The organism is Microbacterium hominis, assembly GCF_013282805.1.
GTDB lineage: Bacteria > Actinomycetota > Actinomycetes > Actinomycetales > Microbacteriaceae > Microbacterium > Microbacterium hominis_B.
Window position 1 is genome coordinate 2,163,960 of the sequence record NZ_CP054038.1, and the last position, 14,062, is coordinate 2,178,021.

At 70.7% G+C, this 14,062-nt stretch carries 14 protein-coding genes; 5 read left to right on the forward strand and 9 right to left on the reverse strand.

Annotated elements, in window-relative coordinates; translation table 11 throughout:
- Positions 1-380 precede the first annotated feature (380 nt).
- Positions 381-1,223, forward strand: coding sequence for a response regulator transcription factor (locus HQM25_RS09745; protein WP_172990053.1), 843 nt, complete (start codon positions 381-383; stop codon positions 1,221-1,223).
- 9 nt (positions 1,224-1,232) lie between these two features.
- On the opposite strand, the gene HQM25_RS09750 is transcribed toward HQM25_RS09745, so the two are convergent.
- From HQM25_RS09750 to HQM25_RS09770, 5 genes are all read right to left on the reverse strand, one after another.
- Complete coding sequence (locus HQM25_RS09750; protein WP_172990054.1) at positions 1,233-2,399, reverse strand: hypothetical protein; 1,167 nt, start codon at positions 2,397-2,399, stop codon at positions 1,233-1,235.
- Entirely contained in the window at positions 2,396-4,129 is a 1,734-nt protein-coding gene (locus HQM25_RS09755) for a sensor histidine kinase (protein ID WP_172990055.1), read from the reverse strand. The genes HQM25_RS09750 and HQM25_RS09755 overlap by 4 nt, the downstream gene beginning before the upstream one ends.
- Before the next feature lie 126 nt (positions 4,130-4,255).
- The gene (gene rpsA / locus HQM25_RS09760; protein ID WP_172990056.1) at positions 4,256-5,704 is read right to left on the reverse strand and encodes a 30S ribosomal protein S1; all 1,449 of its coding nucleotides are present in this window, start codon (positions 5,702-5,704) and stop codon (positions 4,256-4,258) included.
- 216 nt (positions 5,705-5,920) lie between these two features.
- Complete coding sequence (locus HQM25_RS17610; protein ID WP_217275137.1) at positions 5,921-6,745, reverse strand: PH domain-containing protein; 825 nt, start codon at positions 6,743-6,745, stop codon at positions 5,921-5,923.
- Positions 6,742-6,909, reverse strand: coding sequence for a hypothetical protein (locus HQM25_RS09770; RefSeq protein WP_172990057.1), 168 nt, complete (start codon positions 6,907-6,909; stop codon positions 6,742-6,744). Before HQM25_RS09770 ends, HQM25_RS17610 begins: the two co-directional genes overlap by 4 nt.
- Positions 6,910-7,031: 122 nt before the next feature.
- Between HQM25_RS09770 and HQM25_RS09775 the strand changes: the two genes are divergently transcribed.
- Complete coding sequence (locus HQM25_RS09775; protein WP_172990058.1) at positions 7,032-8,063, forward strand: FUSC family protein; 1,032 nt, start codon at positions 7,032-7,034, stop codon at positions 8,061-8,063.
- 20 nt (positions 8,064-8,083) lie between these two features.
- Here HQM25_RS09775 and HQM25_RS09780 read toward each other — a convergent pair whose 3' ends face one another.
- Positions 8,084-9,574 (reverse strand): MFS transporter, encoded by a 1,491-nt coding sequence (locus HQM25_RS09780; RefSeq protein WP_172990059.1) that lies wholly within the window; start codon positions 9,572-9,574, stop codon positions 8,084-8,086.
- A 91-nt stretch (positions 9,575-9,665) separates the two neighbouring features.
- Here HQM25_RS09780 and HQM25_RS09785 point away from each other — a divergent pair, with 91 nt between their 5' ends.
- Both HQM25_RS09785 and HQM25_RS09790 read left to right on the forward strand, forming a co-directional pair.
- On the forward strand, positions 9,666-11,249 hold the full coding sequence (locus HQM25_RS09785) for a sodium-dependent transporter (RefSeq protein ID WP_172990060.1): 1,584 nt from the start codon (positions 9,666-9,668) through the stop codon (positions 11,247-11,249).
- Positions 11,246-11,413, forward strand: a complete 168-nt coding sequence (locus HQM25_RS09790) for a methionine/alanine import family NSS transporter small subunit (RefSeq protein ID WP_172990061.1) — start codon at positions 11,246-11,248, stop codon at positions 11,411-11,413. The genes HQM25_RS09785 and HQM25_RS09790 overlap by 4 nt, the downstream gene beginning before the upstream one ends.
- Before the next feature lie 34 nt (positions 11,414-11,447).
- Here the strand turns inward: HQM25_RS09790 and HQM25_RS09795 are convergent, their stop codons facing one another.
- The 3 genes from HQM25_RS09795 to HQM25_RS09805 are packed head-to-tail and all read right to left on the reverse strand — an operon-like array spanning position 11,448 to position 13,320.
- Positions 11,448-12,224 (reverse strand): isocitrate lyase/PEP mutase family protein, encoded by a 777-nt coding sequence (locus HQM25_RS09795; protein ID WP_172990062.1) that lies wholly within the window; start codon positions 12,222-12,224, stop codon positions 11,448-11,450.
- 36 nt (positions 12,225-12,260) lie between these two features.
- Positions 12,261-12,893: a DUF2461 domain-containing protein gene (locus HQM25_RS09800; RefSeq protein ID WP_172990063.1), complete on the reverse strand. Its 633-nt coding sequence runs from the start codon at positions 12,891-12,893 to the stop codon at positions 12,261-12,263.
- A 22-nt stretch (positions 12,894-12,915) separates the two neighbouring features.
- A complete protein-coding gene (locus tag HQM25_RS09805; RefSeq protein ID WP_172990064.1) occupies positions 12,916-13,320 on the reverse strand; it encodes a YchJ family protein in 405 nt (134 codons plus the stop codon).
- 84 nt (positions 13,321-13,404) lie between these two features.
- On the opposite strand from HQM25_RS09805, the gene HQM25_RS09810 reads away from it, so the two are divergent.
- Complete coding sequence (locus tag HQM25_RS09810) at positions 13,405-13,941, forward strand: hypothetical protein (RefSeq protein ID WP_172990065.1); 537 nt, start codon at positions 13,405-13,407, stop codon at positions 13,939-13,941.
- Positions 13,942-14,062: the final 121 nt, after the last annotated feature.

Below are 14,062 nucleotides of genomic sequence, written 5' to 3' on the forward strand. Positions count from 1 at the left end.
GGTCCTGGGGAGGACACGATGGCAGACCGCCGCGACGCTCGATCGTCCGGCATCTGCTCGTCCGTCCGCCTGTCGCGCTCGCCACTGCGCAGCGCGGGAAGCACAACCCGTCTCCGGCGGATCGTCTCGCCCTCCGTGGGGGCGATCGGCGAGACGATCCGCTCGGCTCAGGTGCGTTGCAGCGCGGACGTGGGGACCTGTCCGCCGCAGCGCGTCGCCACTCGTTCCAGCGGGGCGGGCGGCCCGGTGCGCGTGATCGCCACCGGGCGCCCCCTCACTGGCACGGGCGAGTGCACCCCGCGAGCGGGGCGCCGAGGCGAACGCTGCCGGTGATGGGCGCTACGCCGTCGCGCCCGTTCGAGACGGCCTTCTGGGATATCATGACCGACGTCCAGGTGCCGTCGGCCGAACCGGCGCCACCAGAAGGTGGATCCGTGGAAGAATCCCGCGTCGCAGTCGTCATCGAAGACGAGGAAGACATCAGGCTGCTGCTGTCGACCGTGCTCTCGCAGGCCGGGTTCGAGGTCTACGGCGCGCCCGACGGCCCGACCGGGCTGGATCTGGTGCGCGAGCACCGGCCGATCGTGACCACGCTCGATGTCAACATGCCTGGCATGGACGGATTCGAGACGGCCAAGCGCATCCGCGCCGTCAGCACGACGTACATCGTGATGCTGAGCGCCCGTACCGAGGAGATCGATGCCCTGCAGGGTCTCGAGGCCGGCGCCGACGACTATGTGGCCAAGCCCTTCCGCCCGAGGGAGCTCCGTGCGCGCATCGACGCGATGCTGCGCCGGCCCCGGCACCGCACCGATGCGCCGTCCGCCGAGCCCGCCGCGGCGCCGGCCGCGACGACGCCCGCCGCTCCCTCTTCCGCGCACGGCGGGGCGGGAGGCGCGCGATGGCTCGAGCACAAGGGCCTGCGTCTGAGCCCCGACATGCGCATCGTGACGGTCGACGGCAGAGATCTCGAGCTCACCCGCAGCGAATTCGACATCCTCGCCGACATCCTCTCGTCCGGCCGTCGGGTGCGGGCGAAGGGCGAGCTCGCGCTCATGCTCCGCGGCGAGCAGTACACCGGGGCCGAGTACGTCAGCGACAGCGACGCGCGGGCGATCGAGGTGCACGTGGCGAACCTTCGGCGCAAGCTCGGCGAGTCGGCGACGAGTCCGCACTGGATCGAGACCGTCCGAGGAGTCGGTTACCGGCTCACCGCGTCCTGAGCCCTCGCCTCACCGCCCGTCGGCGATGAGAACCGACGACTCGACGCTCGCCATCGCCCGATCGGCCGCATCGCCGGCGAGCCGGATCAGCACGTTCGCGTCGTAGCCTGCGGTGTCGCTCAAGGCGACTCCGACGCCGACCACGGGGATCACGCCGCCGGCCACCTCGCCGAGGTCGTCGAACAGCTCCCGGTAGATCCGCCCCGCCTGGCGCTGGGCGATCGTGGCGGAGTCCACCAAGGTTCCGACCAGCAGCCCGACCAGCCCGTCCTCACCCACCAGGGCGTTCGACGGCGCATGGCGGCGGACCCCTGCCCGCCAGGTCTCCGCGACCGACTGGGCGGTCTCGCTTCCGAACGCCGTGGAGATCTGATCGAGGTCCTCGATGCGCACGGCGATCACGGCGATCATCTCGCGGCGCTGCTCGGCCCGATCGCACAGGCCCTCGAGGGCGAAGGCGATGACGTCGGCGTCGAGGATCCCACCCCGCACCGACCCGCTCTGCCCGGCGTTGAGGTACCCCCGCATGGGTGCGCGGGCGGCGCGCAGCACCGAGAGCACCACGACGCCCACGATCGTGAGCACGACGGTGAGGAAGCTGGTGGGAATCGTGCCGAAGCTGTCGAGGAAGAGCGCGCTGTCGACGCCGCCCACCAGCAGAGCCGTCGTGCGCGCGATGTACCAGCCCGACTGCAGAGCCAGGACGGCGCCCAGAACCCATGCCGTCCGGCTCTCGCGCATCGCGCCGACGATGCACTCGTACGCGCCGAGGGCCGCGAAGACGATGAGGGGCACGAACATCCACAGCACTCCGGCCCAGTCCCCGCCCCCCGGACCTTCGGCGAGCACCGCGGCCCCGGCGGCGAGCGAGGCGGCGATCACGGCGACGACCGACCAGCGCATGGGACGGGCGTTGTACTTGTGGGCGCCGAGCCACATCGTGCCGGTGCCCGCCACGAACGCGGCATTGCCGACGGCGACCGCCCACCACGCCCCCGCGTCCTGCGCCCACACCGTGTAGGCGAGCGTCGTGAGCATCGCCGCCAGGAACGCGATCGACCAGACGCGTCCGGCGCCCTCGTCCCGCCTCAGCAGCGTCTCCGTGATGAAGAGGATCCCGCTGACGTTCACCACCAGCGCGGACATGACCATCACACTCGCGACGTCGAGGTTCATCCATCCATCCCTTCGGCGGGGCCGGCGTGGTCGTTCAGGGTGTCGGGGGCGCCGTCATCGACCGCGTGCGCCGCGCCGGCGGCGGGAAGCTTCACGATGAATGTCGAGCCCACGCCGGGAGTGGAGTGCAGGCCGATCTCGCCGCCGTGCGCGCGCACGATGTCGCGGCTGATGGCCAGTCCGAGGCCCGTCCCGGTGCCGTGCCGGGCTCCCGCGCGGTAGTACCGCTGGAACAGCCGCCCGCGGTCCGCCTCGCTGATGCCGGGGCCGGTGTCGCGCACGAGGATCCAGGTCGAGCGGCCGTCGGTGGTCGTGCCCAGGTGGACAGCTCCGGCGTCGCGGTTGTGGGTGATCGCGTTCGATACCAGGTTGTCGATCACCTGGCGCAGACGCAGCGGATCGGCCCACACCGGCGCGGGCTCGAGCCCGGTCAGGTCGAGGAGCACCGCGCGTGCGTCGGCCCGGGGCTGGGCGGCTTCGGCGGCGGCACGCACGATGTCGGCGGCATCCAGCTCCCGCGGGGTGATCGAGGTCTCCACGGTGCTCGACGTCGAAGATGCCGAGAGGATGTCGGCCACGATGCCCAGGAGCCGCTCGGCGTTGCGCTCCGCGATGTCGAGGTTGGCGCGCACGCGATCGGGGATCTCATCGTCCTCGATCGCCAGGTCGAGGTAGCCGAGGATGGAGGTCAGCGGGGTACGCAGCTCGTGCGAGACCGACGCGACCAGGTCGTCGCGCGCACGCAGCGCCGTCAGCTCGTTCGTCACATCGCGCGAGACCAGCACCGCGCCGCTGTCCTTCCCGTCGGGATCGGTGAGGCGGCGGGCGGTCATCGCGAGTGCCTGACGGGCCCCGTCGGGGGGACCGAACCACACGATCTCATCCTCGAACGCCTCGCCCCGCAGCGCCCGGGCGAGCGGGACGTCGTCGGCCGGCAGCGGGGTCACCCCGTCGTCGCGGTACGCGGTGATCGCAGATTCGTCGGCGAACCTCGTCGCGCGCTGGAGCCGCGCGTGGGCCTCGTTCGTGACCGCGGTCTCCCCCGCCGGCCCGATGCGGATGACGCCGAACTGGACGGCATCGAGCACCTCGGTGAGCTCCTCCTCCTGGCGTCGGGTGCGCTCGAGCGCGCCGCGCAGCAGCAGCGCCTGCTTCGACAGGAGGAGGCGCTGGGCCTCGGACCGCCGGGCGTTCAGATACCCCGTCACGGCAGCGGCGAACAGCACCAGCGGCAGCAGCACCGTGGCGTACGTGAACTCCGGCGAGCCGGTGCCCACCAGCACGATCGTGACCGCCGCGATCGCCGCCAGCGCCGCGAACATCCCGAGGGCGCCGAATCCTCCCGCCAGCCACGTCGTCGGGAACACCCACAGCAGCCCGAGCGCCGAGGCCGGCTGCGAGAGGTGCATCAGTCCGATCGCGGCGATGTCGATCGCCGGAACCGCCGCCAGCCAGCCCTGCGGGAGACGATTCCACGGGATGGTGAGCGTCGCCGCCGTCAGGGCGAGGATCAGCACCACCCCGAAGAAGAAGAGCGCGGCATCCCCGCGGAAGGGACCGATCGCCACGAGCACGGCCACCGCGAACACGACGCCGGACAGCAGCAGCTGGTTCAGCGCCGCCGTGCGCTCACGCGTGCGGTCCGCACGGTCGGCTCCCGGCACCGGCAGGCGGGCGCGCTCTCGCCGCGGATTCGCGCCGTGGGGCGGGCGCGGCGGTGCGAGGTCCATGGTGCGACGGTAGTGGATGCCACCCCCGCCCGCACGGCACCGGGCCAGGCATCCACCCCGGGCGAACGGCGAAGGGCCGCCACCCGGAGGTGACGACCCTTCGCTGAGTCCGTGAGGACGCCGGGATCAGCGACCCGACAGCTTCTCGCGGAGAGCCGCGAGAGCCGCGTCGTCGGCCAGCGTGCCGGCGGGGCCGCTGTCGGACGAGAAGGACGACGAACCGGTCTCGGCGGGAGCCGCAGCCTCGGCCTCGAGGGCCTTGACGACGGCGGCCTTGTGAGCCTCCCAGCGGCCCTGGGCAGCGGCGTACTCGGCCTCCCAGGCAAGGCGCTGCTCGTCGAAGCCTTCCTTCCACTGGTTGGTCTCGGCGTCGAAGCCCTCGGGGTACTTGTACTCGCCGTTCTCGTCGTACTCGGTGACCATGCCGTACAGGGCCGGGTCGAACTCGGTGCCGTACGGGTCGACCGACTCGTTGGCCTGCTTGAGCGAGAGCGAGATGCGGCGACGCTCGAGGTCGATGTCGATGATCTTGACGAAGACCTCTTCGCCGACCGAGACGACCTGCTCAGCGAGCTCGACGTGCTTGCCCGAGAGCTCCGAGATGTGCACGAGGCCCTCGATGCCGTCTGCGACGCGCACGAACGCACCGAACGGAACGAGCTTGGTGACCTTGCCCGGTGCGACCTGGCCGATGGCGTGGGTGCGGGCGAAGACCTGCCACGGGTCCTCCTGCGTCGCCTTGAGCGAGAGCGACACGCGCTCGCGGTCGAGGTCGACCTCGAGGATCTCGACGGTGACCTCCTGGCCCACCTCGACGACCTCCGACGCGTGCTCGATGTGCTTCCACGACAGCTCCGAGACGTGGACGAGACCGTCGACGCCACCGAGGTCGACGAACGCACCGAAGTTGACGATCGACGAGACCGTGCCCTTGCGGACCTGGCCCTTGTGGAGGTTGTTGAGGAACGTGGTGCGCGACTCGGACTGCGTCTGCTCGAGCAGGGCGCGGCGCGACAGCACGACGTTGTTGCGGTTCTTGTCGAGCTCGAGGATCTTCGCCTCGAGCTCCTGGCCCAGGTACGGGGTGAGGTCGCGGACGCGACGCAGCTCGATGAGCGAGGCGGGGAGGAAGCCGCGCAGGCCGATGTCGACGATGAGACCGCCCTTGACGACCTCGATCACCTGACCGGTGACGACACCGTCGTTCTCCTTGATCTTCTCGACGTCGCCCCAGGCGCGCTCGTACTGCGCACGCTTCTTCGAGAGGATGAGGCGCCCTTCCTTGTCCTCCTTCTGGAGAACAAGAGCCTCGACCTCGTCGCCGACCTTGACGACCTCGTTGGGGTCGACGTCGTGCTTGATGGAGAGCTCGCGCGAGGGGATGACGCCCTCGGTCTTGAAGCCGACGTCGAGGAGGACCTCGTCGCGGTCGACCTTCACCACGGTGCCTTCGATGAGGTCGCCGTCGTTGAAGGACTTGATGGTCAGTTCGACCGCGGCCAGGAAGTCCTCGGCGGATCCGATGTCGTTGATCGCGATCTGCTTGGTGGCCGGGGCGGTCGTTGCGGTAGTCATGTAGTGGGTTGTCCTTGGAGTGGATTGTGTCGGGCCTCGCACGCGCACGATCTCCGTTTTCGCCCGGCGAGCCGAACGACACGAAGGACGCGTCGAAGCAGGTGGATTTTGTTCGTGCGTTGTCACCCGCGCGCGCAGAAGCCGCCACACGAGTGACGTTTCAGGCTACCAGATCTGCGCGGCGGCTCGCGAACCGGTCGCCCCGGGCCACGACGGTCAGCGCTGCGGCGGCAGCGGACGGGTGTCGTCGTCGAGGTCGATCTCGCCACGCAGCTCGGCCAGCCGCTCATCCTCCCGCCTGCGCGTGCGCGCGAGCCACTCCCACGTCGCCGCTCCCCCGCCGGCGTCCCATGACACCTCGCCGTCGACCAGCGGCAGCGTCTCGGCGTGGGGCGGCAGGGTGTCCGGCAGCGGCGGCAGGGGCGGGAGAGGGGGCAGCGGCTGCGCGGCGACGGTGCGCACCGGAGCCGAAGCGGGAGCCTGAGCCGGTGGATGCGGCGACCCGCCGAATCCGGCCGGATGGCCGGCATCCCCCCGGCCGACCGAGCCGCGCAGACCCGCCTGCTGGATGACGCGCTGGATCGTGAGGCCGCGCTCGTCGGGGCGTCCCACGTAGGGGATCTCCCGCAGGCCCTGGTCCTGGGCGGCCGACTCGAAGATGAAGTGGCCGTAGCCGAGGATCCGCCCGATGAAGGGCTTGTGCACCGAGATGTCGAGGATGCGCGCGAGCGGCATCGTCGCCATGCGCTGCGAGAGGATGCCGTGCACGCGGAACACCCGCATGTTGGTGACCACGAACCGGTCCATGTGCCGCTCGAGGATGCGCCATCCGGCGTGCATGACCACCGCGCCCCCCGCGATCAGCGGCAGCCACCAGACCAGCGGCGGCGCCACGAGCACGAGCCCCAGCACGATGATGCCCAGGAGCAGCTCGAGCACCGCCCCCACGACCGCCGCCCAGTGCTTGCGCACCTCGTCGACGACGACCTCGCCCTGGTCGGCGATCAGATGGCGCTCGATGCGGGGGTCGAACACGCTCACCCGCCGGCGAGCGAGACGAAGAACTCGACGATCGCGGCCCCCGCACCCCACACGGCGGCTACGGCGCCGGAGACCACGTTGGCGGCGTCTTCGGGGCGCGTAACCAGGTAGAAGACGGCGAAGGCGATCACGAGTCCGAGCGCGATGCGCTTGACGATCTTCACGGTGGGTGGGTCCTCTCGTGGGTCGACGAATTACGGCGATCCCCCCGGACGCACTCCTGCAGTTCTAGCGCAAGACACGCCGAAGGCGCGGCGACGCGCCGCACCTTCGCTACCGTGATGCCATGCGCATGTCCGCGACCTTCCGCGCAGCGCAGCGCGCGCCGGTGCTGCACCTGGCCAAATCCGCCGTGGCGACGGTGGGCGCGTGGATCGTGGCCGGCTGGCTCATCCCGGGGCCTCCCCCGGTGTTCGCCGCCATCGCGGCGCTGCTGGTGGTCCAGCCGAGCGTCAACCAATCGTTCGTCAAGGCCGTGGAGCGCTCGATCGGCGTGATCGCGGGCGTCGTGATCGCGTCCGTGCTCGGAATCCTCCTGGGCTCCGATGCCTGGGTGGTGCTCGTGGCGACCGTCGTCGCGCTCGTGGTCGCGTGGGTGGCCCGCGTGACGCCGGGGACCTCGAACCAGGTCGCGATCAGCGCCCTGCTCGTGCTGACCCTCGGCACGGCCACGCCGAACTATGCGCTGGACCGGGTGCTCGAGACGATCATCGGCGCCGTGATCGGCATCCTCGTCAATCTCGCCCTCGTGCCGCCGGTGCTCGTCGCCCCCGCCCACGCCGCTGTCGACCGGCTGGGCGGAGAGCTCGCCGCGTCGATGGAGCGCCTCGCCGACGCGGTGACCACGCCGCCGGCGGCGGCGCATGTGCAGGGGCTGCTGATCGAGGCGCGCCTGCTGCGGCCGATGAAGGATGCCGCCGACCAGGCGATCGGGGCGGCATCCGATTCCCTGGCTTTGAACCCGCGCAGCCGCCGGCACCGTGACGAGCTGCGCGACGTGCAGACCGCGCTCGACCGCCTCACCCCCGTGATCACCCAGACGATCGGGCTCACCCGCGCGTTCGCGGATCTGTACGACCCGACGCTCGCCGACGAGCCGGTGGCCGCCGCGATCGCCGAGCAGCTGCGCCGCGCGGCGCACGACGTGCGCGTGACGGTGCGGGGGACGGATGCCGCGGCGGCGGCCTCCGAGCTCGTCCCGGCCCTCACCACGCCGCTGATGATCCGCACCCCGTCGGACCGGCACTGGGTGCTCATCGGCTCGATGCTCGAGGATCTGCGCCGCATCCACGCCGCGCTGACCGACCCGCAGCCCTGACGCGGGCGTGCACGCCGAGGTCAGCGCTTCGCGCCGCGCGGCCGTCGGCGACGCGCCGACAGATCCAGCAGCGACACGACGAACGACAGGGCGAGGAAGAGGGCGGCGGCGAGCATGCCGAAGGCGTACGCGTCGTGGAAGACCTGCAGATCGGGCGCGGCGCCGTCGGCCTCGCGGTAGATGGTCGCATAGAAGAGCGAGAGCGCCACGGCGGTGCCGATCGCGGTGCCGATGCGCTGGCCGAGCTGCCCGACCGACCCGGCCAGTCCCCCCTGCTTGACCGGGATCTCGGCGAGGGCGAGCGTCTGGTTCGGCGACAGCACGAACCCGCCGCCCGCGCCGCCGACGAGCATGACCGCCGCCAGGGCCCACGGCACCACCGCGGGTGGCAGGAGCACCCCCACGGCGACCATTCCGACCGTCGCCAGCAGCATGACGGCGAGTCCCCACACCACCAGGGGCCGCCCGAACCGGTTGACGAGGTTGCCGCCGATCCACGACGTCACCGCGCTCGCGACCGCGAAGCCGATGGAGACCATCCCCGCGTACACGGGTGCGAGCCCGAGCCCCTGCTGCAGATAGAGCGTGGTCATCAGGAAGAGCGCGGGCGCGGCGGCGAAGTACGCCGTCGCCAGCAGCGTGCCGTTGCGGTACGACGCCACGCGGAAGAGCTTCAGCGGCACCAGCGGCGCCTTGCCGGATCGCTCGTACCGCCGCTCCCACACGACGAACGCGCCCGCGAACAGCACGAAGACGACCAGCAGCCACCAGCGCAGCGGGTCGTCATCGGGCGATCCGGTGGTGAACAGGAACGGCCACATGAGCGCGAGCACGGCGATGCCGAACAGCAGCACCCCGACCGGGTCGAGGGCCAGCGGTCGGCGCGTGCGCTTGTGGAGGTCGGGAAGCAGCCAGATGGCGAGGGCGATCGCGGCGATCCCCAGCGGCACGTTCATCCAGAAGATCCAGCGCCAGCCGTCCTGCGCGCCGCCCACCGCGATCGCGAGCCCCCCGATGGTCGGACCGAGCGCCGTCGAGATGCCGATGATGGCACCGAACAGTCCGAACGCACGTCCGCGCTCCGGACCGCGGAACAGCTCCTGGATCAGACCGAGCACCTGCGGCATCTGGATGCCGGCGGCGACGCCCTGCACGAGCCGGCCGATCAGCAGCACCAACATCGACGGAGCCAGGGCGCACACGAGGCTGGTGAGCGTGAACAGGCTCAGGCCGATGATGAACAGCGCGCGTCGCGAGCGCTGGTCGCCCAGACGCCCCATCGGCACCAGGACCAGGCCGAACGTGAGCACATAGCCCGACACGATGAAGCCGAGTTCGGTGGATGCCGAGCCGAACGCGGCCTCGATCGAGGGAAGCGCCACGTTGACCTTGGTGAGGTCGAGGATCGTGAGCGAGGCGACCGCGACGCACACCGCGAAGGCGCGCCATCGGTGCGCCACCGACGGCAGGGGGATGTCGGTCGTGCTCGGGGGCCCGGCGGTCTCGGTCATCACCGTCAGGCTATCGGCCGGGGGTCTGGTGAGGCGTGGAAGCCGACTGATAGCGTGCCGACCACGGGACCGGCGACCGGAAGGCGGGGGCATGACGGGTGCGAACGGAGCGGGCGGCACGGCTCCCGCGGCCAAGCCCCGCGAGGAGTGGACCGGCCAGATCGGCTTCATCCTCGCGGCGATCGGCTCGGCGGTCGGGCTGGGCAACATCTGGCGGTTCCCCGGCGTCGCGTACGAGAACGGCGGCGGCGCCTTCCTCGTGCCGTACCTGATCGCGCTGATCACCGCCGGCATCCCGATCCTGTTCCTCGACTACGCGATCGGCCACCGCTTCCGCGGCGCCGCCCCCACCGCCTTCAGACGGCTGGGCGGACGCAGCGGCCGGTGGCTGGAGTCCCTGGGGTGGTTCCAGGTGGCGATCGCGTTCGTCATCGGCCTGTATTACACCGCCGTCATCGCGTGGGCGCTGAGCTTCTTCGTGTTCTCGTTCGACCTGCGGTGGGGCGAGGACGCCGCCGGGTTCTTCTTCGGCGACTACCTCGGGGTTCCCGAGGAGGTCGGCATGACCTTCGACTTCGTGCCGGCCGTGCTCATCCCGCTGGCGATCGTCTGGATCGCCGCCATCGTCGTGCTCGCCCTCGGCGTGGCGAGGGGCCTCCAGGCGGTCAACGTGGTCTTCCTGCCGCTGCTGGTGGTGGCCTTCCTCGTGCTGGTGGTGCGCTCGCTCTTCCTCGACGGGGCGGCCGAGGGGCTGAACGCGCTGTTCACACCGAACTGGGCGGCCCTTGCAGATCCGAACGTGTGGATCGCCGCCTACAGCCAGATCTTCTTCTCGCTGTCGATCGCCTTCGGCATCATGATCACCTACGCCTCCTACCGCCGGCGCAGGGCGAACCTCACCGGCCCGGGCCTGGTCGTCGCCTTCGCGAACAGCTCGTTCGAGATCCTGGCGGGCATCGGAGTCTTCGCGACCCTCGGCTTCCTGGCCTTCCAGCAGGGCGTCGCGGTCGGCGAGCTCGATCGGATCGCCGGCGTCGGCCTGTCGTTCGTGACCTTCCCCGCGATCGTCTCGCAGATGCCGGGCGGGCCGATCTTCGGCGTGCTCTTCTTCGGCTCGCTCACCATGGCGGGCTTCACCTCGCTGGTCTCGGTGCTGCAGGTGGTCTCCGCGGCGATCCAGGAGAAGTTCGACATCAGCCCGCGCGCGGCGGCGCTCTGGCTCGGGATCATCTCGGCCGTGCTGTCGCTGCTGCTGTTCTCGACGACCAGCGGCATCCTCGTGCTCGATGTCGCCGACCAGTGGGCGAACAACATCGGCATCGTCGCCTCGGCCGTGTTCACGACGGTGCTGGTGATGTGGGTGTTCCGCCGCGGCGAGGAGCTGCGCGGCCACCTCAACGCGGTCTCGACCTTCCGCGTCGGACGGGTGTGGAACCTGCTCGTGGGCGTGCTCGCGCCCGTGGTGCTCGGCTACATGCTCATCGCCCGCATCGTCGCGCTCATCGTCGACGGCTACGAAGGACTCCCGACCTCGTTCCTGGTCGTGTTCGGCTGGGGGACGATCGCCGTCATCGTCGTGGTGGCGATCACGATGTCGCTGGTGCCCTGGCGCCGCTCCCCCGACGAGTTCTCGACCTGGCCCGAGTTCCCGGCACGCGAAGGAGTGCGGTCATGACCGGCATCGCGATCACGTTCCTGATCTTCGCGATCGTCATCGTGTGGGGCGGCCTGGTGGTCAGCGCCGTGTTCCTGCGGCGCCGCCCGGAACGCACCGACTACCCTCCCGGCGGCGAAGACGACCACCGAGAGGATGCCGCGCCCATCGAGCACGACACCTGACCCGTCATCACGACAGGCTCGGCCGCACGTCGCTTCAGTTCAGCGCGCGCGTGGTGGCCGGGATGGCGCCGGCGTCGTACAGGGCGGCCGCGAGGTCCTGCAGCGCGGTCAGCGCGACCCGCTGGGTCATCGGGCCGTAGGAGATGCGCGCGACGCCGAGCGCCTCGTACTCCGCGGCCGTGAGCGCGCCGGGGAGCCCGATGACGCTGATCTTCCGTTCGCCGATGCCCTCGACGAGGCGCCGGGTGACGTCCGCATCGAGGATGCCCGGCACGAAGACGATGTCGGCGCCCGCGTCGAGGTACGCGCGACCGCGTTCGACGGCGTCGGCGATCGACGCTTCGACGGGCCGGCCGCCGCCGCGCACGAAGGCGTCGGTGCGCGCGTTGAGCACGAACGGCACACCCTCCGCTTCGCCGGCCGCCACGACCGCGCGCACCGCGGCGACCGCGTCCTCGAGCGGCTGCAGGCGATCCTCGATGTTCGCGCCGACGACGCCCACGCCGATCGCGCGACGCGCCGTATCGCCCGGGTCGCCGTAGCCGGCATCCAGATCGGTGGAGACGGGGAGGTCGCCCGCCGCGGCGACGATGCGGCCGACCATGTCGAGCATCACCTCGCGCGGCACCTCGCCGTCGGGGTAGCCGAAGGTCGCCGCGATCGAGTGTCCGGCGGTTGCGAGGGCACGCGTCTCGGGAAGCGCGCCGATCGCGCGCGCCGAAACGGCGTCCCAGACGTTGACGACGCGGAGGATCTCGGGGGCGGCGTGCAGCTGCGAGAGCAGCTGGGCCTTTTCTGCGTTCGTGGCCATGACGCAGACACTACTGCGCGCGACGCGAACCGGGGCTCATTCCTCGCCCACGTTCTCGGCCAGCCACCGGCACCAGACCGACACCGTTCGCCACCGGTGCCTGATCTCGTCGAGCGCGTCGGGTGACCACATCCAGTCCGCCACCGGTTCGCTGCGACCCACGGCGAGGCGCCGCAGACGCAGCAGCGCGATGCGGGGATGGTCGGCGGGGTAGCCGCGGGGTGCGGTGCGCAGCGCGTCGTCGGTCATCAGCGCGTAGCCGTGCGCGCCGACCTCCTCGAGCGTCGCCTCCAGGTCGCCCGAAGTCCGCGGATCGACGACCAGTTCGCGAAACCGCGAAAGCGCCGCGGGTGCGGGCTGGTATGCACCGCCGCCGGTGAGCAGACCATCCTCGCTCAGCTGGAGGTAGTGGGCGTAGGGCGCGCGCGAGACCAGGCCGATCTGCAGCTTGTACGGCGACTTGTCCGCGCTGAAGCGCACGTCGCGGTGCGGGCGGAAGATCTTCACCGCCCCGAACTCCACCGCGAGCTCCTCGGCCAGCGCCTCGAACGGCTCCCGCACGTTCTGGTCGTAACGGTCCTTGTGCGCGGCCCACCACTCCTTGGTGTTGTGCCCGCGGAGGTCGGCGAAGAACGAGACGGCATCCGGATTCAGGCCCGTGAACTCCACATCGCGAGCCTAGACCGTTGCGCTACGGCGTGACGGTGCCGTCGAGGTACCACCAGCGATCGCTCTGCCGCACGAACCGGGACCGCTCGTGCAGAACGCCGGTGTCGCGCCCCTGACGCCAGTGCGCGCGGAACTCGACCACGCCGCGCCGGTCGCCTTCCGCGCCGCCGACGACGTCGAGGATCTCCAGCCCCGTCCACCGCAGAGCGGGATCGAGCTCGAGCGAAGAAGGAACCGTGCCGGGATGCCACGTCGCGCGCAGGTGGTCGGCATCGCCCACCACGAACGCGGTGTAGCGGGAGCGCATGAGCTGCTCGGGTGTCACGGCCGCGGCACCGCGCAGCACCGGAGCACAGCAGGCGTCGAAGCGGTCCCCGCTGCCGCACGGGCACGGCTGCGCGTCGCCGACGCGGACGAACTCCGGCATGATCTCCTCCCGGCCCGAGCCTACGCGGCGGCCGCCTGTGGATAACCGCAACGCGCCCTCTGCGGGGGCGGCTACGGTGGTCGCGTGAACGCGCGCCTGCTGACCTCGCTCGCCACGATCACCGCGACCGCCGCGCTGCTGTGCGCGTGCGCGCCCCCTGAGACCGCGCCGCCCGAGCCCACCCCGCTGTTCGCCACCGACGAAGAGGCGTTCGCCGCCGCCGAGGCGACCTATCGCGCGTACGTCGACGCACTCAACGCGGTCGACCTCAGCGACCCGGAGACCTTCGAGGACGTGTACGCGTGGACGACCGGTGAGATGAACTCCACGGAACGTCGATCCATGACTCAACTCCACGCAGCTTCGCTGACGTTGGAGGGCCAGGCACGCGTCCTCGGCGTTTGGATGCAGGACCCGCAGGTCGGAGCGCCTCCCCTGTCAATCATCGCTTGCTACGACGTCTCCGAGGTCGACCTAAGGGATGCAATCGGCAACTCGATGGTGTCCGCTGACCGACCGGATGTCCAGAAGTTCGAAGTGACTCTCGTTGAGTCCGCGACGACATCGACATCGCTTCAGATCTCCAAGATGAGTCCGACCGAGACTGGGCGCGCGTGCTAAGCCTGGCGATTGCATTCCTTATCGCATCGGGCTCGCCTACCTCGGATGCGCCACCTTGCACAGGCATCATCGCCTCTGTGACCGGATGCATTGGTGACGCGGGCGAGTCGCTCGATCTCGC